General features: G+C 61.0%; 22 protein-coding genes and 3 tRNA genes. 4 read left to right on the top strand and 21 right to left on the bottom strand.

All coding sequences use genetic code 11. The annotated features are described in order from the left end of the window. Positions 1–9: 9 nt before the first annotated feature. The 18 genes from J0663_RS17005 to J0663_RS16920 form a co-directional block, all read right to left on the bottom strand. Positions 10–1,521 carry an NADH-quinone oxidoreductase subunit M gene (locus J0663_RS17005; RefSeq protein ID WP_207241458.1) on the bottom strand — a complete coding sequence of 504 codons (1,512 nt, stop codon included), beginning with the start codon at positions 1,519–1,521 and terminating at the stop codon, positions 10–12. Beyond that, positions 1,521–3,521: an NADH-quinone oxidoreductase subunit L gene (nuoL, locus tag J0663_RS17000; RefSeq protein ID WP_207241457.1), complete on the bottom strand. Its 2,001-nt coding sequence runs from the start codon at positions 3,519–3,521 to the stop codon at positions 1,521–1,523. The genes J0663_RS17005 and nuoL overlap by 1 nt, the downstream gene beginning before the upstream one ends. A 7-nt stretch (positions 3,522–3,528) precedes the next feature. Continuing rightward, a complete protein-coding gene (gene nuoK / locus J0663_RS16995) occupies positions 3,529–3,837 on the bottom strand; it encodes an NADH-quinone oxidoreductase subunit NuoK (protein WP_003587269.1) in 309 nt (102 codons plus the stop codon). A 21-nt stretch (positions 3,838–3,858) separates the two neighbouring features. Further along, a complete protein-coding gene (locus J0663_RS16990; protein WP_207241452.1) occupies positions 3,859–4,473 on the bottom strand; it encodes an NADH-quinone oxidoreductase subunit J in 615 nt (204 codons plus the stop codon). Between the two features lie 142 nt (positions 4,474–4,615). After that, positions 4,616–5,107: an NADH-quinone oxidoreductase subunit NuoI gene (gene nuoI, locus J0663_RS16985; RefSeq protein WP_008521873.1), complete on the bottom strand. Its 492-nt coding sequence runs from the start codon at positions 5,105–5,107 to the stop codon at positions 4,616–4,618. Between the two features lie 40 nt (positions 5,108–5,147). Further along, a complete protein-coding gene (gene nuoH, locus J0663_RS16980; RefSeq protein ID WP_207241451.1) occupies positions 5,148–6,191 on the bottom strand; it encodes an NADH-quinone oxidoreductase subunit NuoH in 1,044 nt (347 codons plus the stop codon). 12 nt (positions 6,192–6,203) lie between these two features. Further along, positions 6,204–8,285 carry an NADH-quinone oxidoreductase subunit NuoG gene (gene nuoG, locus J0663_RS16975; protein ID WP_207241449.1) on the bottom strand — a complete coding sequence of 694 codons (2,082 nt, stop codon included), beginning with the start codon at positions 8,283–8,285 and terminating at the stop codon, positions 6,204–6,206. A gap of 222 nt (positions 8,286–8,507) precedes the next feature. Next, on the bottom strand, positions 8,508–9,194 hold the full coding sequence (locus J0663_RS16970) for an NADH-quinone oxidoreductase subunit E (RefSeq protein ID WP_207241448.1): 687 nt from the start codon (positions 9,192–9,194) through the stop codon (positions 8,508–8,510). Positions 9,195–9,196: 2 nt separating this feature from the next. Then, positions 9,197–10,501 carry an NADH-quinone oxidoreductase subunit NuoF gene (gene nuoF, locus J0663_RS16965; protein ID WP_207241447.1) on the bottom strand — a complete coding sequence of 435 codons (1,305 nt, stop codon included), beginning with the start codon at positions 10,499–10,501 and terminating at the stop codon, positions 9,197–9,199. 10 nt (positions 10,502–10,511) lie between these two features. Further along, on the bottom strand, positions 10,512–11,678 hold the full coding sequence (locus J0663_RS16960) for an NADH-quinone oxidoreductase subunit E (RefSeq protein WP_207241445.1): 1,167 nt from the start codon (positions 11,676–11,678) through the stop codon (positions 10,512–10,514). 16 nt (positions 11,679–11,694) lie between these two features. Then, entirely contained in the window at positions 11,695–11,967 is a 273-nt protein-coding gene (locus J0663_RS16955) for a hypothetical protein (protein ID WP_207241444.1), read from the bottom strand. Next, the gene (locus J0663_RS16950; protein WP_207241442.1) at positions 11,967–13,157 is read right to left on the bottom strand and encodes an NADH-quinone oxidoreductase subunit D; all 1,191 of its coding nucleotides are present in this window, start codon (positions 13,155–13,157) and stop codon (positions 11,967–11,969) included. The genes J0663_RS16955 and J0663_RS16950 overlap by 1 nt, the downstream gene beginning before the upstream one ends. 60 nt (positions 13,158–13,217) lie before the next feature. After that, complete coding sequence (locus J0663_RS16945; RefSeq protein ID WP_207244526.1) at positions 13,218–13,604, bottom strand: four helix bundle protein; 387 nt, start codon at positions 13,602–13,604, stop codon at positions 13,218–13,220. A 47-nt stretch (positions 13,605–13,651) separates the two neighbouring features. After that, the gene (locus tag J0663_RS16940; protein WP_207241440.1) at positions 13,652–14,254 is read right to left on the bottom strand and encodes an NADH-quinone oxidoreductase subunit C; all 603 of its coding nucleotides are present in this window, start codon (positions 14,252–14,254) and stop codon (positions 13,652–13,654) included. An 18-nt stretch (positions 14,255–14,272) separates the two neighbouring features. Beyond that, complete coding sequence (locus tag J0663_RS16935) at positions 14,273–14,857, bottom strand: NuoB/complex I 20 kDa subunit family protein (protein ID WP_008521904.1); 585 nt, start codon at positions 14,855–14,857, stop codon at positions 14,273–14,275. After that, complete coding sequence (locus J0663_RS16930; protein WP_008521906.1) at positions 14,848–15,213, bottom strand: NADH-quinone oxidoreductase subunit A; 366 nt, start codon at positions 15,211–15,213, stop codon at positions 14,848–14,850. Before J0663_RS16930 ends, J0663_RS16935 begins: the two co-directional genes overlap by 10 nt. 247 nt (positions 15,214–15,460) lie before the next feature. Beyond that, a tRNA-Asp gene (locus J0663_RS16925) sits at positions 15,461–15,537 on the bottom strand. Positions 15,538–15,588: 51 nt separating this feature from the next. Further along, positions 15,589–15,665 (bottom strand) — tRNA-Asp (locus J0663_RS16920). A 414-nt stretch (positions 15,666–16,079) separates the two neighbouring features. Here J0663_RS16920 and J0663_RS16915 point away from each other — a divergent pair. Together J0663_RS16915 and J0663_RS31730 are read left to right on the top strand one after the other, a co-directional pair. Continuing rightward, positions 16,080–16,155 (top strand) — tRNA-Val (locus J0663_RS16915). Positions 16,156–16,520: 365 nt separating this feature from the next. Next, positions 16,521–16,733 carry a hypothetical protein gene (locus J0663_RS31730; protein WP_311043608.1) on the top strand — a complete coding sequence of 71 codons (213 nt, stop codon included), beginning with the start codon at positions 16,521–16,523 and terminating at the stop codon, positions 16,731–16,733. 6 nt (positions 16,734–16,739) lie between these two features. Here the strand turns inward: J0663_RS31730 and J0663_RS16910 are convergent, their stop codons facing one another. Continuing rightward, positions 16,740–17,288 carry a glutathione peroxidase gene (locus tag J0663_RS16910; protein ID WP_207241439.1) on the bottom strand — a complete coding sequence of 183 codons (549 nt, stop codon included), beginning with the start codon at positions 17,286–17,288 and terminating at the stop codon, positions 16,740–16,742. Between the two features lie 133 nt (positions 17,289–17,421). Beyond that, on the bottom strand, positions 17,422–17,775 hold the full coding sequence (locus J0663_RS16905; RefSeq protein WP_207241437.1) for a hypothetical protein: 354 nt from the start codon (positions 17,773–17,775) through the stop codon (positions 17,422–17,424). Between the two features lie 165 nt (positions 17,776–17,940). On the opposite strand from J0663_RS16905, the gene J0663_RS16900 reads away from it, so the two are divergent. Further along, on the top strand, positions 17,941–18,546 hold the full coding sequence (locus J0663_RS16900; protein ID WP_207241436.1) for a class I SAM-dependent methyltransferase: 606 nt from the start codon (positions 17,941–17,943) through the stop codon (positions 18,544–18,546). Between the two features lie 6 nt (positions 18,547–18,552). On the opposite strand, the gene J0663_RS16895 is transcribed toward J0663_RS16900, so the two are convergent. Then, positions 18,553–18,954 carry a (R)-mandelonitrile lyase gene (locus tag J0663_RS16895; protein WP_207241435.1) on the bottom strand — a complete coding sequence of 134 codons (402 nt, stop codon included), beginning with the start codon at positions 18,952–18,954 and terminating at the stop codon, positions 18,553–18,555. 143 nt (positions 18,955–19,097) lie between these two features. On the opposite strand from J0663_RS16895, the gene J0663_RS16890 reads away from it, so the two are divergent. Next, the gene (locus J0663_RS16890) at positions 19,098–20,084 is read left to right on the top strand and encodes an aldo/keto reductase (protein WP_207241434.1); all 987 of its coding nucleotides are present in this window, start codon (positions 19,098–19,100) and stop codon (positions 20,082–20,084) included. Positions 20,085–20,116 lie beyond the last annotated feature (32 nt).

The following is a 20,116-nucleotide window of genomic DNA, read 5'->3' as shown; positions in this document are numbered from 1 at the left end:
GTCCCGTCATCAATTCATAGACAGCGCAACATTCTGCGCTGCGTGCACGGCGGCCGTGTAGTTGTTGACCAGCAGATCCACCGAGGCGGCCGTCGCATCGAAGACCGGAGCCGGGTAAACGCCGAAGAGGATGGTCAGCGCGACCAGCGGATATAGGATCAGCTGTTCGCGAGGCGAAAGATCGAGCAATGCCTTCAGCTTTTCCTTCTCCAGCGCGCCGAAGATCACCCGGCGATAGAGCCAGAGCGCGTAGGCTGCGGAGAGAATGACGCCGGTGGCGGCAAAGAGCGCGACCCAGGTGTTGACCCGGAAGACGCCGATCAGCGTCAGGAATTCGCCGACAAAGCCAGAGGTACCGGGAAGGCCGACATTGGCCATGGTGAAGACCATCATTGCGACGGCATATTTCGGCATGTTGTTGACGAGACCGCCATAGGCGTTGATCTCGCGGGTGTGGGTCCGATCGTAGACGACGCCGACGCAGAGGAAGAGCGCGCCGGAGACGATGCCGTGCGACAGCATCTGGAATATCGACCCCTGGACGCCCTGCATGTTGGCGGCAAAGATGCCCATGGTTACGTAGCCCATGTGGGCGACGGAGGAATAGGCGATCAGCTTCTTGATGTCGTCCTGCATCATCGCCACCAGCGAGGTGTAGATGATGGCGATGACCGACAAGGCGAAGACGAGCGGCGCGAAATAATCGGAAGCGACGGGGAACATGCCGAGCGAGAAGCGGATGAGACCGTAGCCGCCGAGCTTCAAGAGCACGCCGGCCAGGATTACCGAGCCTGCCGTCGGCGCCTGAACGTGCGCATCGGGAAGCCACGTATGGACCGGCCACATCGGCATCTTCACCGCGAACGAGGCGAAGAAGGCAAGCCAGAGCCATGTCTGGAGCGCCGGCGGGAACTTGTAGGCGAGCAACGCGGTGATGTCGGTCGTGCCGGCCTGCCAGTACATCGCCATGATGGCGAGCAGCATCAGCACCGAGCCGAGCAGCGTATAGAGGAAGAACTTGTAGCTCGCATAAACACGGTCCTTGCCGCCCCAGACGCCGATGATCAGGAACATCGGGATGAGGCCCGCTTCGAAGAAGACGTAGAAGAGCACGATATCGAGCGAGACGAAGACGCCGACCATCATCGTTTCGAGGATGAGGAAGGCGATCATGTATTCCTTCAGGCGCTTCTCGATCGAGAGCCAGCTCGCGAGCACGCAGAAGGGCATGAGGAAGGTCGACAGAATGACGAACAGCATGGAAATGCCGTCGACGCCGACGTGGTAACCGATGCCGGTGCCGAGCCAATCATGCTTTTCGAGCATCTGGAAGCCGGGATTGGCATTGTCGAAGCCGACCCAGATGAAGAGAGACACAACGAAGGTGAAGACGGTGGTGATCAGCGAGATCCACAGCACGTTCCTCCGACCGCTTTCGCTGTCGCCATTCATCAAGAGCAGGAGCACCACGCCGACAAGCGGCAGGAAGGTGACCGTTGAAAGAATAGGCCAATCGGTCATCAGAAGGAACTCCCGAGCATCATCCAGGTAACGAGCGCCGCAATGCCGAGCAGCATGGCGAAGGCATAGTGATAGAGGTAACCGGTCTGCAGGCGGACCACGCGATCGGTGACGGCGACGACGCGGGCGGCTACACCGTTCGGGCCGTAGGTATCGATGACGCCGACGTCACCCTTCTTCCACAGGAAGCGGCCAAGCGCCCTTGCCGTGCGGACGAAGAGGAAGTCGTAGAGTTCGTCGAAATACCACTTGTTGAGCAGGAAGTGGTAGAGGACGCGGTGCTGTTTGGCGAGGACGCGCGGCGTCTGCGGCGAGCGGATATACATGTACCAGGCAGTGACGAAGCCGAGCACCATGGCGATGAAGGGGCTCAAGGCCACGAGCGCCGGCACGTGGTGGAACTCTTCGACGAGTTCGTTCTCGGCGCCGGTAAACAGCGCCCCCTTCCAGAACTCGGCATATTCCTCGCCGTAGAAGCGGCCTTCGAAGATCACGCCGGCCAGAACGGCGCCGATCGCCAGCAGATAAAGCGGCACCAGCATGACCTGCGGCGACTCGTGGACGTGGTGCATGACCTCGTGCGAAGCGCGCGGCTTGCCGAAAAAGGTCATGAAGATCAGGCGCCAGGAATAGAAGCTCGTGAAAAGAGCCGCAATGACCAGAAGCGAGAAGGCAAAGCCCGCGACCGGCGAGTGCGATGCATAGGTCGCCTCGATGATTACGTCCTTGGAGAAGAAGCCGGCAAAGCCGATCGGCGTGAAGGGAATGCCGACGCCGGTGATCGCCAGCGTGCCGATGATCATCAACCAGAACGTCACCTTGATGTGCGGCCGAAGGCCACCCATGTAGCGCATGTCCTGCTCGCCATCGACGGCGTGGATGACTGAGCCGGCGCAGAGGAAGAGCAGCGCCTTGAAGAAGGCGTGGGTGAAGAGATGAAAGATTGCCGCGCCATAGGCCCCTACTCCGAGTGCCACGAACATGTAGCCGAGCTGCGAGCAGGTGGAATAGGCGATGACGCGCTTGATGTCGTTTTGCACGAGGCCGACGGTTGCCGCGAAGAAGGCGGTGATCGCGCCGATGACGGTGACGACCACAAGCGCATCGTGCGACAGTTCGAAGAGCGGCGACATGCGAGCGACGAGGAAGACGCCGGCGGTGACCATAGTGGCGGCATGGATGAGGGCCGATACCGGCGTCGGACCTTCCATCGCGTCCGGCAGCCAGGTGTGCAGCAGGAACTGCGCCGACTTGCCCATGGCGCCCATGAACAGCAGCAGGCAGATGCCGGTCAACGCATGCGCCTTGTCAAGCTGCATACCGAAGAGGTTGAGGATCACTTCGCTCGCCTCGCCGCCGCCTTCATGCGGAGCGAAGTTCGATGCATTGGCGAAGATCGTGTCGAAGTTGATCGAGCCGAACAACACGAAGACGCCGGCAATGCCGAGCACGAAGCCGAAGTCGCCGACGCGGTTGACGATGAAGGCCTTCATCGCCGCCGCCGTCGCCGACGGCTTCTTGAACCAGAAGCCGATCAGGAGATAGGAGGCAAGACCGACGCCTTCCCAGCCGAAGAACATCTGGGCAAGGTTGTCTGCCGTCACCAGCATCAGCATGGCGAAGGTGAAGAGCGAGAGGTAGGCGAAGAAGCGCGGACGGTGCGGATCGGTATGCATGTAGCCGATCGAATAGACGTGAACCAGCGTCGAGACCGTGTTGACGACGATCAGCATGACGGAGGTCAGCGTATCCACGCGCAGCGACCAGGAGGCGTCGATGCCGCCGGACTGGATCCAGCGCAGCACCTCGACCTTGATCGGTCCACCTTCAAGATGGCCCATGCCCACGTTGAAGAAGACGATCCAGGAGAGGATGGCGGCAATGATCATCAGGCCGCTAGTGACATATTCCGAAGCTTTGGCGCCGATGGCGCGGCCGAAAAGGCCGGCGACGATCGCGCCGATCAAGGGAAGAAAGACAATAGCCTTATAGAGGAACATGAGCCACTCAGCCCTTCATCATATTGACGTCTTCGACCGCGATCGAACCGCGGTTGCGGTAGAAGACAACGAGAATTGCAAGACCGATCGCCGCTTCGGCAGCCGCCACCGTCAGGATGAACAGCGCGAAGACCTGCCCGACGATGTCGTTCAGGAAGGAGGAGAAGGCGACCATGTTGATGTTGACGGCAAGCAGGATCAGTTCGACCGACATCAGGATGACGATGACGTTCTTCCGATTAAGGAAGATGCCGAAGACGCCGAGCGTGAAGAGGATGGCGCTGACCGTCAGGTAGTGGGAAAGACCGATGACCATGTTCTTGTTCCTTGCCTGCCTTTAGGCGCCCTGCCCGGGCTTGACCGACACCACCTCGACGGCGGTGGCGGGCGTGCGGGCGACCTGCCTGGAAATGTTCTGTCGCTTGATGTTGGTACGGTGCCGGAGCGTCAGGACGATCGCGCCGATCATGGCGACCAGCAGCACCAGACCGGCGATCTGGAAGAAATAGACGTAGTTGGTGTAGAGCACGTCGCCGAGGGCGGCCGTATTGGTGCGCTCGGTGAGCGCCGGGATCGGCATGGCGACTGATTTGGCGATGTCGGGCGAAATGACGCTGCCGCCGATGACGACGATCAGTTCGGCTGCGAGGATCACTCCGATCAGCCCGCCGATCGGCGCATATTCGAGCACCCCTGCCCTCAGCTCGGTGAAGTCGATGTCGAGCATCATCACCACGAAGAGGAAGAGAACGGCGACGGCGCCGACATAGACAACGAGCAGGATCATCGCCAGGAATTCGGCGCCGAGCAGCAGGAAGAGGCCGGCCGCGTTGAAGAACACCAGGATCAGGAACAGAACCGAGTGAACCGGGTTCTTCGCCCAGATGACCATGAACGCCGACGCCACCGCGACAAAGGCGAAAAGATAGAAAAATAGAGCCTGCAGACCCATGTTGGTGCCTTTTTCATCTTCCCCCGGGCAGCCGGGAGTTTCCCTGCCCGATAGAGCTTTTGGCGGCGCTCGCCGGCAAAGCTCTTGTGCATATTGACCGCGACAGGAGCAAGCGGCTCCGTCGCGGCATTTCAGATCTCGTTCAGCGGTACGGCGAGTCGATCGCGATGTTGCGGGCGATTTCGCGCTCCCACCGGTCTCCATTGTCGAGAAGGCGCGCCTTGTCGAAATAGAGCTCTTCGCGGGTTTCCGTCGCAAATTCGAAATTCGGGCCTTCGACGATTGCGTCGACCGGGCAAGCTTCCTGGCAGAAGCCGCAATAAATGCACTTCACCATGTCGATATCGTAGCGCACCGTCCGGCGCGTGCCGTCATTGCGGCGGGGACCGGCCTCGATGGTGATCGCCTGGGCAGGACAGATCGCCTCGCAGAGCTTGCAGGCGATGCAGCGTTCCTCGCCGTTCGGATAACGGCGCAACGCATGCTCGCCGCGGAAGCGCGGGGAGACCGGGCCCTTTTCGAAGGGATAGTTGATCGTCGCCTTCTGGCGGAAGAAATAGCGCATCGACAGAAAGAACGCGCCGACGAATTCCTTGAGGAACAGCGAGTTGATGGAGCTGGACAAGCTTGCCATCTTCAACCTCCAATATTGCCGGAAACGAGAGCTGAGACCATTACGCCCATCCCATCAGTTTCAGCACGAATGCAACGATGATGACCATGGCGAGCGACAGCGGCAGGAAAACCTTCCAACCAAGGCGCATGAGCTGGTCGTAGCGGTAGCGCGGAACGAATGCCTTGACCATCGCGAACATGAAGAACACGAAGCAGGCCTTCAGCGTGAACCAGATGATGCCGGGGACCCAGTTGAGGATCCAGATATCGACCGGAGGCAGCCAGCCGCCGAGGAAGAGGATCGTCGTCAGCGCGCACATCAGGCAGACGGCCGCATATTCGCCGAGCATGAACATCATGTATGGCGAGGAACCGTATTCGACCATGAAGCCGGCGACGAGTTCCGATTCGGCTTCGGGAAGATCGAAGGGCGGACGGTTCGTCTCGGCCAGCGCCGAGATGAAGAAGATGATGAACATCGGGAACAGCGACAGCCAGTGCCAGTCGAGGAACGACGCCGGCAGGCCGAGCATGGTGCCGAGTCCATTGTGCTGTGCATTGACGATATCGGTCAGATTCAGCGAGCCGACGCAGAGAAGCACGGTGACGATGACGAAGCCGATCGAGACTTCATAGGACACCATCTGTGCCGCCGAGCGCAGCGCTCCGAGGAACGGATACTTCGAGTTCGACGCCCAGCCACCCATGATGATGCCATAGACTTCGAGCGAGGAGATCGCGAAAATGTAGAGGATGCCGACATTGATGTTGGCGATCACCCAGCCATCGGCGAGCGGCACCACCGCCCAGGTGGACAGCGCCAGAAGCACCGTGACCAGCGGAGCCAGCAGGAACACCGCCTTGTTGGCGCCGGCCGGAATGATCGGCTCTTTGAAGACGAATTTCAAAAGATCGGCGAAGGACTGGAACAGGCCGAAGGGGCCGACGACGTTCGGGCCGCGACGCAGCTGCACGGCCGCCCAGATCTTGCGATCGGCAAGCAGAACGTAAGCGATGAAGACGAGCAGGCAGACGAGAAGCAGCAGCGACTGACCGATCATGATGATCGCCGGCCAGACATAGGTCGAAAAGAAAGAATCCATAGTCCCCTGCCCTTACTCTGCCGCGACTTTGAAGTTGTTGCGGGCCAATGCCGAGCACTCGGCCATGACAGCCGAGGCGCGCGCTATCGGGTTCGTCAAATAGAAGTCTTTGACCGGCGACGCAAACCCTGACTTGTTCATCTTGCCGGCTTTTTTCGCGACTGCGGCAATTTGGGCGCCATCCGTTTCGGCGATCTCGTCGATGGCGGCGAAATGCGGGAAAGCGGCATAGAGCCTGGCGCGCAGTTCATTGAGCGAATCGAAAGGAAGCTTCTTGCCCAGCACGTCCGAAAGAGCGCGGATGATCGCCCAGTCCTCGCGGGCATCGCCCGGCGCAAAACCGGCGCGGTTGCCCATCTGGACGCGGCCTTCGGTGTTGACCCAGGTGCCGGACTTTTCGGTATAGGCTGCGGCCGGCAGAATGACGTCGGCATGGTGGGCGCCGTTGTCGCCATGCGAGCCGATATAAACGGTGAGCTTGGCCTTCTTGGCGGTGAAGTCGAGTTCGTCGGCGCCGAGCAGGAAGAGCACGTCCATCGCCTGCAGCATTTCGGCGGCATTGACACCCTTGGCACCGGGCACAAAGCCGAGGTCGAGGCCACCGACGCGCGATGCGGCGGTGTGAAGGACGGCGAAGCCGTTCCAACCTTCGACAACAGCGCCGACCGAACCGGCGAGCTTGGCGGCACTGGCGAGAACGCCGGCGCCATCGCTGCGCGACAGCGCGCCCTGGCCGATGATGATCATCGGCTTGGCGGCGTTCTTCAGGACTTCGGCGAAGGCGTGGTTGCCGTCGACCAGGTCCTTCAGCGTGTCGGGACCGCCGCCGAGGTAATCATAGCTGTAGCGCAGTTCGCCCGGCTCGCCGATCACGCCGATCGGGAACTTGCCACGGCGCCAGCGCTTGCGGATCCGGGCATTGAGAATGGCCGCCTCGAAGCGCGGATTGGCGCCGATGATCAAGAGCGCGTCGGCCTGGTCGATGCCCGATATGGTCGGGTTGAAGAGGTAGCTTGCGCGGCCGAGCGACGGATCGAGTGCCGTCCCATCCTGGCGACAGTCGAGATTGGCCGACCCCAGCGACTTCACCAGTTCGGAGAGCGCATACATTTCCTCGACGGAAGCGAGGTCGCCAGCGATCGCGCCGATCTTGTCACCCGAGGTGGCGCCGACGGCCGCCTTGATGGCGCCGAAGGCCTCTGCCCAGGTGGCGGGCCGCAGACGGCCGTCGCGGCGAACATAGGGCCGGTCGAGGCGCTGGGTCTTCAGACCGTCCCAGATGAAGCGGCTCTTGTCGGAAATCCACTCCTCGTTGATCGCCTCGTTGACACGCGGCAGAATGCGCATGACCTCACGGCCTCGGGTGTCGACGCGGATCGCCGAACCGACCGCGTCCATGACGTCGATCGATTCGGTCTTGTTCAATTCCCAGGGGCGCGCGGTGAAGGCGAAGGGTTTGGAGGTGAGCGCGCCGACCGGGCAGAGGTCGACGACGTTGCCCTGCAGCTCGGAAGTCATCGCCTGTTCGAGATAGGTGGTGATCTCGGCATCCTCGCCGCGGCCGATCAGGCCGAGCTCGGAAATGCCGGCGACCTCGGTGGTGAAGCGGACGCAGCGTGTGCAATGGATGCAGCGGTTCATCACGGTCTTGACGAGCGGGCCGATATACTTGTCCTCGACGGCGCGCTTGTCTTCCTGGTAGCGCGAGGTGTCGATGCCGAAGGCCATCGCCTGGTCCTGCAGGTCGCATTCGCCGCCCTGGTCGCAGATCGGGCAATCGAGCGGATGGTTGATCAGCAGGAATTCCATCACACCTTCGCGAGCCTTCTTGACCATCGGGGTGTTGGTGAAGACCTCGGGCAGTTCGCCGTTCGGACCGCCGCGGATGTCGCGCACGCTCATGGCGCAGGAGGCCTGCGGCTTAGGCGGGCCGCCCTTTACCTCGACGAGGCACATGCGGCAATTGCCGGCAACCGACAGGCGCTCATGGAAGCAGAAGCGCGGAACCTCGGCACCGGCATCCTCGCACGCCTGCAATAGCGTGAAATGATCCGGAACTTCGATCTCGTTGCCGTCAATCTTCAGTTTTGCCATCGTCGCTCAGTCCTGTTTCCCGTTTGCCTGAAGACGGCAAACAAACCCATTGTTGCAACATTTTCTTTGCCAAGCCGGATCTCTCGTCCTGCTGGCAGCCGATGTCGCCCAAATTCTCTGTCGCGCGTTCCAGATCCGGAACCCGCATCGGCAGCTGCGGCTTAAGGCCCCCGCCCCTGCACCGATCTGCCATCCTTCCAGCCGGTCGAACGGCCGGACGCGTCATGTCTTCCTGCGGCCCCGCCCTGCGAGAACTTTCGCCTGACCGGTCCAATCGTCCCGCCCGATACGGCCGTTGAAGCCGAGTTCGGCGTCGAGCCGAGCGATTTCCTCGTCCGTCCAGGCAGCGATCTCGGCGAAGCTGCGGATGCCTCTGGCGTTCAGCACCTGCTCCAGCTTGGGACCGATGCCGGCGATCAGCTTGAGATCGTCCGCCTTCCGGCTCCGCGCCACCGGTTTCGCCTTCACGGCCGGTTTCGGCTGGCTGACCGGTTTCGGTTGGTCCACTGACACCGGCTCGCTGACCGCCTTGACGACCGTCAGTTTCGGCGCTGCCTTCTTCTCGGCCGCCGGCTTGGTGAAAGCCTTAGCGGCGGGGCGAATATTCTCCGGCCGGATATCGACCTCCGGCGCCGGCTCTTCCGGCGGCGTATCGTCGAGGGCCGCAGCGAGCTTACCGGTCGTCTCGAGGGCGCTCTGGAAGGCACCGAAGAAGGCGCCGGCCATCTGCGTCGAGAAGCCGACACCGATCGCGGTTGCGGCAGCAAAGGCTGCAGCCGGATGCGCCATCAGCGGATGCACTGGCATTGCCCGTGCATTTTCCAGCATCTCGGCAGCAAGTCGACCGAAACCGGCCGCGAATTCGGCTGCCTCTTGCTTCTTTCTGCTATCGGATGCCTTGTCGACCATGATTATTCCGCCGCCTCCAGAACCGCGCCGTGATCGAGCGCGCTTGCCGTATATTGGTCGATGCGCTTTTCGATCTCGGGACGGAAGTTGCGGATCAGACCCTGCACCGGCCATGCGGCGGCGTCGCCGAGCGCACAGATGGTGTGGCCTTCGATCTGCTTGGTCACCTGGAAAAGCATGTCGATTTCGCGCTTCTGGGCATTGCCCTTGGCCATGCGCTCCATCACGCGCCACATCCAGCCCGTGCCTTCGCGGCAGGGCGTGCACTGGCCGCAGCTCTCATGCTTGAAGAAAGCGGAGATACGGGCGATCGCCTTGATGACATCGGTGGATTTGTCCATGACGATCGCGGCGGCCGTGCCGAAGGAGGAGCCGACGCCGCGCAGGCCGTCGAAATCCATCGGGCAGTCGATGATGTCCTTGGCCGGAACGATCGGGCAGGATGCGCCGCCCGGAATGACGGCGAGCAGGTTGTCCCAGCCGCCGCGGATGCCGCCGGCGTGACGGTCGACCAGTTCGCGGAAGGTGATGCCCATTTCCTCTTCGACCGTGCACGGTCTGTTGACGTGACCCGAGAGCATGAACAGCTTGGTGCCGACATTGTTCGGACGGCCGATGGACGAGAACCAACCGGCGCCGCGGCGCAGGATCGTCGGCGCCACCGCGATCGATTCGACGTTATTAACAGTCGTCGGGCAGCCGTAGAGGCCCATATTTGCCGGGAAAGGCGGCTTTAGGCGCGGCTGCCCCTTCTTGCCTTCGAGGCTTTCGAGCAGCGCGGTCTCCTCACCGCAGATATAGGCGCCGGCGCCGTGATGGACGAAGATGTCCATGTCCCAGCCGAGCTTGTTGTTCTTGCCGAGCAGGCCGTAGTCATAGCATTCGTCGATTGCCGCCTGCAGGGCTTCGCGCTCCCTTATATATTCGCCGCGCACGTAGATATAGGCCGCGTTGGCGCCCATGGCGAAGCTCGCGACGACGCAGCCTTCGATCAGCGTATGCGGATCGTGGCGCATGATGTCGCGATCCTTGCAGGTGCCGGGCTCGGATTCGTCGGCATTGACGACGAGATAGTGCGGGCGGCCGTCGCTCTCCTTCGGCATGAAGGACCATTTGAGGCCTGTGGGGAAGCCGGCGCCGCCGCGACCGCGAAGGCCGGAGGCCTTCATCTCGTTGATGATCCAGTCGCGGCCCTTTTCGAGGATCTGCTTGGTGCCGTCCCAGTGGCCACGGCTCATCGCGCCCTTGAGGGATTTGTCCTTGAGGCCGTAGATGTTGGTAAAGATGCGGTCTTTATCTTGTAACATGCTTCACCTCTTACCGCGGCTTCTTGCCGAAGACCTTGATATATTCCGCTTCGCCGCCCTTGGCGAGCGCCTTGGCCTGCTTGACCCAGTCATCGCGCTCAATGCGTCCGCGGAAGTTCAGGTAGGCATCGACCCATTCGCGTTCGGCCTTCTTCCAGGCAGCGACCTGCGCGAAGGTGAAGATGCCGATTTCATTCAAGGTCGCCTCGATCTTCGGACCGACGCCTGAGATCATTTTCAGATCATCGGGGGCGGCGGGCTTTTCGATGCCGGCCGGCCGGTTCTTGTCGGTCAGGGCAGGCTTTGGCGCGGAGGCGACTTCGGCCTTGGCGGCAGCCTGAGGCGCCGGTTCGGCGGCAGCCGTGCCGGAAACCGGCTGCTGCTCGGCCGCCTTTGCGTTTTTCGCAGCCGCCTTCGGCGCCGTTGCCGGCGTCTTCAGCGCCGCGTTAGTCTCGGCATCGGTGCTCTTCGGGCGGGCTGCCTCCGACGGCGGAACGGGAGCGGCGTCGACCGGGGCCGACACAGTCTCGGCATCGGCCTTCTTGGCGCGCGTCCTTGCCTTCGGCTCTTCCGTCGTCAGCGAGGTCGGGCCGCCTTCCGGCGCCGAAAAGATCCGGTCGATCTGCGTGCCCGGCTTGACGCTGGCGCCGTTGCCGGCGGCGAAGGTATCGATGATCTCTTCGAGACGCTCCGGCGTCAGGTCTTCGTAAGTGTCCTTGCCGATCATCACCATCGGAGCGTTGACGCAGGCCCCGAGACATTCGACCTCTTCCCAGGACAGCGTGCCTTCGGCGTTGCGTTCGAACGGATGGGCATGGATCTTGCTCTTGCAGACCGACATCAGCGCTTCCGAGCCGCGGAGCATGCAGGGCGTCGTGCCGCAGACCTGGACATGGGCGCGTGTGCCGACGGGATGCAGTTGGAACTGCGTGTAGAAGGTCGCAACCTCGAGCACTCTGATATAGGCCATGTCGAGCATATCGGCGATCTTTTCGATCGCAGCGCGGGTGACCCAGCCATCCTGTTCCTGCGCCCGCATCAACAGCGGGATGACAGCCGATTGCTGGCGCCCGGCGGGGTATTTCTGGATCGTCTTGTCCGCCCAGACCGCATTTTCATCGCTGAAAGCGAATGCGGCAGGCTGAAATTGATCTTCGGCTAATCGACGAACGGACATTCTTCCTCACGCCTTGTCAGTTTAGGGTTCCACACCGCGAAGCGGTCAAAGACTGCATTTCGCAGGCATAGGCCGACTGGTCTTTCTGCATAAATACGACGAATTTGCTGCCGTTCGGAATGGCAGCCTTGATCTGGTAGCCCTTGGACAAAAGCTCGCCCATGGACGATTGCTGCCCCGGCGGCGTCACTTCCTTATGACCCAGCGGCGTACCGAGGGTGTCGGCTTCCTGGGCCGAAACCCCGGATGCCGCAAGAAGGAGTGCGACGGCAAGCGGCAGACGCTGCATCAGCGATCCACCTCGCCGAAAACGATGTCCAGCGAGCCGAGGACGGCCGCGATGTCGGCAAGCTGGTGGCCGCGGCACATGAAGTCCATCGCCTGCAGGTGCGCATAACCGGGGGCGCGGATCTTGCAGCGATAGGGCTTGTTGGAGCCGTCGGAGACGAGATAGACGCCGAACTCGCCCTTCGGCGCTTCGACGGCGGCATAAACCTCGCCGGCCGGCACGTGGTAGCCTTCGGTATAGAGCTTGAAGTGGTGGATCAGCGCTTCCATCGAGCGCTTCATCTCGCCGCGCTTCGGCGGCACGACCTTGCCGTCGATCGACGAGAAAGGACCGGTCCTGGCATCCGAGAGCAGGCGGTTGACGCACTGCTTCATGATGCGGACCGATTCGCGCATTTCGATCATGCGGATCAGATAGCGGTCATAATTGTCGCCGTTCTTGCCGACCGGGATGTCGAATTCGAGATCGGAATAGCATTCGTAAGGTTGGGCGCGACGCAGATCCCAGGCCGCACCCGAACCGCGCACCATGACGCCGGAGAAGCCCCAGGCCCAGCAATCCTCCAGCGAGACGACGCCGATATCGACGTTGCGCTGCTTGAAAATGCGGTTGCCGGTCAACAGGTCGTCAATGTCGTCGAGCGCCTTCAGGAATGGGTCGCACCAGTCGCCGATGTCCTGCACCAGCTTTTCCGGCAAGTCCTGGTGGACTCCGCCCGGACGGAAGTAAGCGGCGTGCATGCGCGAACCGGAAGCACGCTCGTAGAACACCATCAGCTTTTCACGCTCTTCAAAGCCCCAGAGCGGCGGCGTCAGCGCGCCGACGTCCATGGCCTGCGTCGTGACGTTCAAGAGATGAGACAGAATGCGGCCGATCTCCGAATAGAGCACGCGGATCAACTGGCCGCGGATCGGGATCTCGATGCCGAGCAGCCTTTCGACGGCCAGGGCATAGGCATGTTCCTGGTTCATCGGCGCAACATAGTCGAGCCGATCGAAATAGGGCACGGCCTGAAGATAGGTCTTGGTCTCGATCAGCTTCTCGGTGCCGCGATGCAAGAGGCCGATATGCGGATCGACCCGCTCCACAATTTCGCCGTCAAGCTCCAGGACAAGACGAAGAACGCCGTGCGCCGCCGGATGCTGCGGTCCGAAATTGATGTTGAAGTTGCGGACGTTATGTTCTGTCATTTGCAAGGCGCTCCGCTATTGCAGGCATTAGCCAGTGGGCAATAGGCAATAATGTAGTGTTTAGTTCTCACGTTCGTTCTGTCCATCCTGCAGGCGGCGAATGAGCGACCGCAGCATCTTCCCTACTTCCGTGATCAAGGAAAGCGCCAACTCGGTCTGCGACACCGTGGCTATTCCTACTCGCGCCGAGAGTATCAGATGCGTCTCCAATTCCTTCAGGGATCCTTGGGCGATTTTCAAATGGTGCACATACGCCCCCGTTGCCTCGCGCCCGTAACCTTCCGCTATGTTTGCCGCGATGGACGCTGCTGAACGTCTTACCTGTGAGGTAAGGCCATAAATTTCCTCTTTGGGAAATTCTTTGGTGAGGCCGTAACATTCAACCGCAAGATCCATGGAGCGCTGCCACACCGTAAGATCCTGATAGGAATTAATCGCCGTTGCTATTCTCCCTTGTCACTACTGCCTATTGGCTTCTGCCTAATGCCTAAGAACTACTGCTTCGCCTTTTCGTCCCCAGGCAGCACATACTCCGTGCCTTCCCATGGCGACATGAAGTCGAAGTTGCGGAATTCCTGTTTCAACTCGACCGGCTCGTAAACGACGCGCTTCGCCGCGTCGTCGTAACGAACTTCTACGAAACCGGTGGTCGGGAAGTCCTTGCGCAGCGGATGGCCCTCGAAACCGTAGTCGGTCAGGATGCGGCGCAGATCCGGGTGGCCGGTGAAGAGGACGCCGTACATGTCCCAGGTCTCGCGTTCGAACCAATCGGCGCCGGGATAGACGACGCAGGCAGACGGGACCGGCGTATCTTCATCGGTCGCGACCTTGACGCGGATGCGCAGGTTCTTCTTCGGCGACAGCAGGTGATAGACGACATCGAAACGCAGTTCACGCTGCGGCCAGTCGACGCCGCAAATATCGATCAGGCTGACGAAACCGCATTTGGCGTCGTCGCGCAGGAAGGTCAGCAACGCGATCAGGTTTTCACCCGTCGCCGTCAATGTCAGCTCGCCATACTTCATCTGCGAGGCGGCGATCAGATTGCCGCGCGCTTCGCCAAGGTAGGACGCAAGCTCAGTCAGGGCTTCACTCATATGCCTTGTCCTTAACCCTTAGCGTTCGATCGTGCCGGTGCGCCGGATCTTCTTCTGCAGCAGAAGCACGCCGTAAAGCAGCGCTTCTGCCGTGGGGGGACAGCCCGGCACGTAGATGTCGATCGGCACGACGCGGTCGCAGCCGCGCACCACGGAATAGGAATAGTGATAGTAGCCGCCGCCATTGGCGCAGGAACCCATCGAGATGACGTAGCGCGGCTCGGGCATCTGATCGTAGACCTTGCGGAGCGCCGGCGCCATCTTGTTGGTCAGCGTGCCGGCGACGATCATGACGTCGGACTGGCGCGGCGAGGCGCGGGGCGCAAAGCCGAAACGCTCGACGTCATAACGCGGCATTGACAGCTGCATCATTTCGACGGCGCAGCAGGCAAGACCGAAGGTCATCCACATCAGCGAACCGGTACGGGCCCAGTTGATCAGCTCATCCGTCGAGGTGACGAGGAAACCCTTGTCGGCAAGCTCATTGTTGATCTCACCGAAGAAGGCGTCGTTGCTGCCGATCGGCTTGCCGGTCGAGGGATCGATGATCCCCTTCGGCTGCTGGGCGACGAGCGGCTGATTGCTCACAGGGGTCACTCCCATTCCAGGGCTCCCTTTTTCCATTCATAGATAAAGCCGATGGTCAGCACGAGGAGGAAGACCATCATGGACCAGAAGCCGAACCAGCCGATGGCGCCGAAGGAAACGGCCCAGGGGAAGAGGAAGGCGACTTCGAGGTCGAAGATGATGAAGAGGATCGACACGAGATAGAAACGGATATCGAACTTCATGCGGGCGTCGTCGAAGGCGTTGAAGCCGCATTCGTAAGCCGAAAGCTTTTCCGAATCAGGCGCCTTGAAAGCCACGGCGAACGGCGCGATGAGCAGAGCCAGGCCGATGACCAGCGCGATACCAATGAAGATAGCGATCGGAATATAGGAACTGAGCAGTTCAGTCATCATGTTCATCCCTGCTTGCCGGAAGCGCCAGGCGGCGCATATGGGCAAATGCCCGGCAAGCGAACGTGCGTTGCAACAAGGCGTGGTTAGCGCAGCCGAAGCCCGGGCGCAAGACATTTACAGAGGCAATTCGACGCGTCGCGGGCGGACATTATCAAGCAGATGCAACGATGTCGCGACAAATCCGCAGAAGTCGATTCAAGCTGCATGCCTGACCCCTGGATACTGCATGGCTTTCGGAAGAGAATGGCGCGAGTGACGGGGCTCGAACCCGCGACCTCCGGCGTGACAGGCCGGCACTCTAACCGACTGAGCTACACCCGCGCATGACGGACGGAAGAGCCGGACGATGGCGCTTTGGCGCCTGCTTTGAAATGGCGCGAGTGACGGGGCTCGAACCCGCGACCTCCGGCGTGACAGGCCGGCACTCTAACCGACTGAGCTACACCCGCACTTCATTTCAAGCAATCCGGATGCCTTCGCACCCTCACCAAAACGGCTGCCCGTTTCGATGAGCGGCTAACTACGGGGTTCGTCTTTTAGTGTCAAGCAGGTTTGGAGACAAAACCATGACAGTCGTTGAATTGTTTCGTCAAAGCTGGAGCGGAGTGAGGTGAAAGGCCGGTAATTCCGTTTCCCGCAGCGGCACTGACAGCCGAACGAAGCCGACGGCGCAGTCGAAGCCCCTGTGCCAGCCGCCTTCCCCTCCCCTTTATCCACAGCCCGGTCGCACCGCGCGACACAGCAGGGAGCGGAACCGCTACCAAAAAAATCAAAAAATCTTCACAAACACTCTTGCGGTTTTGCCGCGATCCGCATAGATCACGGCCACCAACGCGGCGAGCCGATCCGGCTTCGCTAGCGATGGGCGATTAGCTCAGTTGGTAGAGCGCCTCGTTTACACCGAGGATGTCGGGAGTTCGAGTCTCTCATCGCCCACCATTCTTTTTCCTTAAAATGTCAAATAGCTGGGTGATATCGAAGGCCCGCAGGTCGACGTCCGCCGCTGCCTCGTCACCCTATTTGGAATTTCAATTGCCGTAAATCCGGTGGGGACGACGCATGGTGTTGGTAACGAGATCGCCATGCGCCATCTCGATATACAGCCGAACCGTCCGGGCACTTGATCGAGCGAGCGCGATATCTTTGCAGTGCTTCGTCAGAAAGCCGGCGCTCCACCAAAACGGGCTACTCCGGCCGCCGCGTCACCTCCTATTGGGCGAATGGATGGGAGCAGGCAAAAGTGGGAATATTCGCCGCCGAGAAAGTCTCCGCGCTTGAAGGCTTGCGAGGCCTGGAGGTGTGCCATGAGGATATTGCCCTCCGCATTGACGCTGTGCATCGCGATTGCCCTTTGCACGCCAAGCGTCATCTATGTCAGCCTGCCCGGATACGCATTCAAGACGAATCCGAAATGCGAGCGCCAGGAACCCAAAACGAGATTCGATAGAAGGTGCGATTGGCCGAGACTGGGCTTCAAGGACTTTACGCCGCCGCTTGTAACCGTGCTCGGGATCTGAAGATACTCATCCCTTCGCCAGTTCTTTATCCACCGCCGAAACGAGCCGCGAATCATCGGCCGTCACGTCAGGCGCGAAACGGGCGGCGACTTTACCGTCGCGGCCGATCAGGAATTTTTCGAAATTCCAGAGAATGTCGTCTTCGGCGCCGCCTGACATGCCGTGGGGTTTCAGGCGCTCGCGCATCGGGCCTTCGCCCGTCGTCGCGACACCCGATGTGGTCAGCTGACGGTAAAGCGGGTGCTGGGCTTCGCCTTTGACCGAGATCTTCGAGAAAATCGGGAAGGTCACGTCATAGGTGCTGGTGCAGAAATCGAGGATCTCGGCGTCGGTGCCGGGTTCTTGGCCCTTGAAGTCGTTGGCCGGGAAAGCGGCGATGACGAAGCCGCGCTCGCGCTTTTCACCATAGAGCTTTTCCAGCCCTTCATATTGCGGTGTGAGCCCGCATTTCGAGGCGACATTGACGATGAGGAGCACCCTGCCCTTGTATTCGTTGAGCGTGGTCTCGCGACCGTCCACAGTCTTGACCGGGATATCCAGCACATTGCCCGTCACGGGAACCTCCGATTTCTTAAAGGACCTAATTCGCCAAGCTTAGCGCGATCGCCGCCGCTGTCATCAGCGTCGGGATCAACTTGACTTGAGAGAGCGCCGGTGCGGCTTCCGGCCGCACCGGCCTCAACATATGTCAAACGGGTGAGGTTTCCTTGACGTCATCAAGAAGGAAGTGCACGACGATATAATCGGTCTTGTAATGCCGGCCGCTCTCCGACACGGCGTCAACGCTGCCGCCATCCTTCGGGTGCCAGGCGTGGTAATGGGGATTGGTGGTGATCAGAGTGATGGCCTTGCCGTCTTTCTCACCAAGCCGGAAGCGCATTTCGGCCAACGGCCAGATTCGCTCGTAATCCTGCATGGTGATGCGCGCCTTCAGCGCCTGGCGATGCAACGGCGCTTCGCCCGCTTCGGCGGGTGCTTCCAGCGTCACCTCCTCGGCTCCGCTGATGATGGCGTTGAATTCTTCAGGCCAAATGCGTCTCATGAAATCGCTCCTCCCGAGGCTTTTTCGTCAGTCCACGGATGAAACTTAGCGGTTTGTCCGAAAGAAGCAAATTCCTGTCATGCAGTTGTCATCCGCATCGGCTGCTCCTACGTTCCCCTCGAACCACGTCAGGGCCGTTAGCCGCCCATAATCCCGAGATCAGAGATGAAGACACGTGAAGAAAGGCAGGCGCTTAGGGCGAGCATGCCGCGTACCCCGCTCAGCGCCCATCATATGGAAAATGCCCGCCTGCTGCCGGACCGCGGCGAACTGCTCTACCGGATCCCGAATGGCGGTATCGGCGCCGAAGTGGGTGCAGCCTTCGGCGAATATACGGCGGAGATCCTGGAAAAGAACCGGCCGGCGCAGCTCTACCTGATCGATCCGTGGTCGATGGACCGGTATAGCTCGGGCCTCGATTCGATCCACGCGCGGTTCGCGGCCGAGATCGAGGCCGGCCGGCTGCATTTGATGCAGGGCACATCGCTCGAAAAACTCGCCGAATTCGAGGACGATTTCCTCGACTGGGCCTATATCGATACCGACCATTCCTTCGAGCTCACCTGGCAGGAACTCCTGCTGTGCGAGAAGAAGGTGAAGCGGACGGGGCGCATTGCCGGGCATGATTTCTGCACCGGCAATACGGTCAAGCCGATCGTCTATGGCGTCGTCGAGGCGGTGACCAAGTTCTGCAAGGATTACGGCTGGCAATTCGAGTTCCTGACCGTCGAATCACACGCCCATTTTTCCTATTGCCTGAAGCGGCTCTAAGCCGGTTCAGGCCTTGCCGGAATATTGCTTGTCGCTGACCTGCTCCATCCAGTCGACGTGGCTGCCATCAAGCGCCTCGTGAATGGCGATGTGCGTCATCGCTGTGTCCGGGCCGGCGCCGTGCCAATGTTTTTCGCCCGGCGCGAACCAGACGGTATCGCCGGCGCGGATTTCGTGGATATCCCCGCCCCAGCTCTGGGCGAGGCCCTTGCCTGAGGTGACGATCAGCGTCTGGCCGAGCGGATGCGTGTGCCAAGCCGTGCGGGCGCCTGGTTCGAAAGTGACGGAGGTTGCTCTCACCCGGGCCGGCGCCGGCGGTTCGATCAACGGATCCTGACGCACGGCGCCGGTGAAATAGTCGGCCGGTGGCTTCATCGAGGGGCGAGAGCCGACGGGTTTGATCTCCATGATCGTTCCTTTCCATCCAATAGCGTTGAAGCCTTGTCTCCGGACGATATTTGATTGGGGCGACCGATCACGACCGGATCGGCAATTGCCGCACAGTTGCCCGCCTGATAGGCCAGTGTCTTTCATAACCTAGGGAGATGTTCATGAAACACCATGCTTTTGGCCGCATGCCCTTCACCGTCACCAATGTCGGCTTCGGCGCCTGGCAGATCGGCGGCTCTTGGGGCGATATCAGCGAGGCAGACGGGCGGGCGGCGCTGAATGCCGCGCTCGATGCCGGTATGACTTTCATCGACACGGCGGATGTTTATGGCGACGGCCGCTCGGAAAAGATCATCGCCGATGTCCTGAAAACGCGCGGCGGCGAGCGCCCGATGGTCGCCACCAAGGCCGGCCGCCGCCTCAACCCGCATGTCGCGGAAGGCTATACCAAGGTCAATCTCGAAGGCTTCGTCGACCGCAGCCTGAAGAACCTCGCCGTCGACAGCCTCGACCTAGTGCAGTTGCACTGCCCGCCACGCGAGGTGCTCTACCGGCCTGAGGTCTTCGAGGGCCTGGACGCGCTCCAGAAGGCCGGCAAGATCAAGGGCTACGGGGTCAGCGTCGAAAAGGTCGAGGACGGGTTGAAGGCGATCGAATATCCCGGCGTCGTCAGCATCCAGATCATCTACAACATCTTCCGACAGCGCCCCAACCACCTGTTCTTCCAGGAGGCGCGCCGCAAGAATGTGGCGATCATCGCCCGCGTGCCGCTGGCAAGCGGCCTTCTCTCCGGCAAGATCACCCGGGAAACTCACTTCGCCAGCGACGACCACCGCAATTTCAACCGCCATGGCGAGGCCTTCGATGTCGGCGAGACCTTCGCCGGCGTGCCCTTCGAAGTCGGCCTGCAGGCAGTGGAAGAGGTGCGCAAGCTGGTGCCTGCCGGCGTGGGCATGGCTGCCTTCGCACTCCGCTGGATCCTGATGGCCGAAGCCGTCACCGTCGTCATCCCAGGCGCCCGCAATGCCGAACAGGCCAAGGCAAATGCCGCCGCCGCCGATCTCGCGCCACTCTCGGCCGATGTCATGGCGGCGACACGCGAGATTTACGAGCGGCTGATCGCGCCGCATGTGCATCAGCGCTGGTAAGTCCTGACAGCCCGCTCAAGCCCGGCTGGCCA

This window comes from Rhizobium lentis (genome assembly GCF_017352135.1).
Taxonomy (GTDB): Bacteria; Pseudomonadota; Alphaproteobacteria; order Rhizobiales; family Rhizobiaceae; genus Rhizobium; species Rhizobium lentis.
This window is presented reverse-complemented; position numbering and strand designations above follow the sequence as displayed.

Bases quoted from the DNA above. Each gene is read 5' to 3' on its own strand.
- J0663_RS16990 (WP_207241452.1), bottom strand. From the start codon at position 4,473: ATGGGTCTGCAGGCTCTATTTTTCTATCTTTTCGCCTTTGTCGCGGTG.
- J0663_RS16895 (WP_207241435.1), bottom strand. From the start codon at position 18,954: ATGGAGATCAAACCCGTCGGCTCTCGCCCCTCGATGAAGCCACCGGCC.
- nuoH (WP_207241451.1), bottom strand. From the start codon at position 6,191: ATGGATTCTTTCTTTTCGACCTATGTCTGGCCGGCGATCATCATGATC.
- nuoI (WP_008521873.1), bottom strand. From the start codon at position 5,107: ATGGCAAGCTTGTCCAGCTCCATCAACTCGCTGTTCCTCAAGGAATTC.
- nuoF (WP_207241447.1), bottom strand. From the start codon at position 10,501: ATGTTACAAGATAAAGACCGCATCTTTACCAACATCTACGGCCTCAAG.
- J0663_RS16960 (WP_207241445.1), bottom strand. From the start codon at position 11,678: ATGTCCGTTCGTCGATTAGCCGAAGATCAATTTCAGCCTGCCGCATTC.
- J0663_RS16900 (WP_207241436.1), top strand. From the start codon at position 17,941: ATGAAGACACGTGAAGAAAGGCAGGCGCTTAGGGCGAGCATGCCGCGT.
- J0663_RS16890 (WP_207241434.1), top strand. From the start codon at position 19,098: ATGAAACACCATGCTTTTGGCCGCATGCCCTTCACCGTCACCAATGTC.
- nuoK (WP_003587269.1), bottom strand. From the start codon at position 3,837: ATGGTCATCGGTCTTTCCCACTACCTGACGGTCAGCGCCATCCTCTTC.
- J0663_RS16970 (WP_207241448.1), bottom strand. From the start codon at position 9,194: ATGGTCGACAAGGCATCCGATAGCAGAAAGAAGCAAGAGGCAGCCGAA.
- J0663_RS16935 (WP_008521904.1), bottom strand. From the start codon at position 14,857: ATGGGAGTGACCCCTGTGAGCAATCAGCCGCTCGTCGCCCAGCAGCCG.
- J0663_RS16930 (WP_008521906.1), bottom strand. From the start codon at position 15,213: ATGACTGAACTGCTCAGTTCCTATATTCCGATCGCTATCTTCATTGGT.
- J0663_RS16905 (WP_207241437.1), bottom strand. From the start codon at position 17,775: ATGAGACGCATTTGGCCTGAAGAATTCAACGCCATCATCAGCGGAGCC.
- J0663_RS16940 (WP_207241440.1), bottom strand. From the start codon at position 14,254: ATGAGTGAAGCCCTGACTGAGCTTGCGTCCTACCTTGGCGAAGCGCGC.
- J0663_RS16950 (WP_207241442.1), bottom strand. From the start codon at position 13,157: ATGACAGAACATAACGTCCGCAACTTCAACATCAATTTCGGACCGCAG.
- J0663_RS31730 (WP_311043608.1), top strand. From the start codon at position 16,521: ATGAGGATATTGCCCTCCGCATTGACGCTGTGCATCGCGATTGCCCTT.
- nuoL (WP_207241457.1), bottom strand. From the start codon at position 3,521: ATGTTCCTCTATAAGGCTATTGTCTTTCTTCCCTTGATCGGCGCGATC.
- nuoG (WP_207241449.1), bottom strand. From the start codon at position 8,285: ATGGCAAAACTGAAGATTGACGGCAACGAGATCGAAGTTCCGGATCAT.
- J0663_RS17005 (WP_207241458.1), bottom strand. From the start codon at position 1,521: ATGACCGATTGGCCTATTCTTTCAACGGTCACCTTCCTGCCGCTTGTC.
- J0663_RS16955 (WP_207241444.1), bottom strand. From the start codon at position 11,967: ATGCAGCGTCTGCCGCTTGCCGTCGCACTCCTTCTTGCGGCATCCGGG.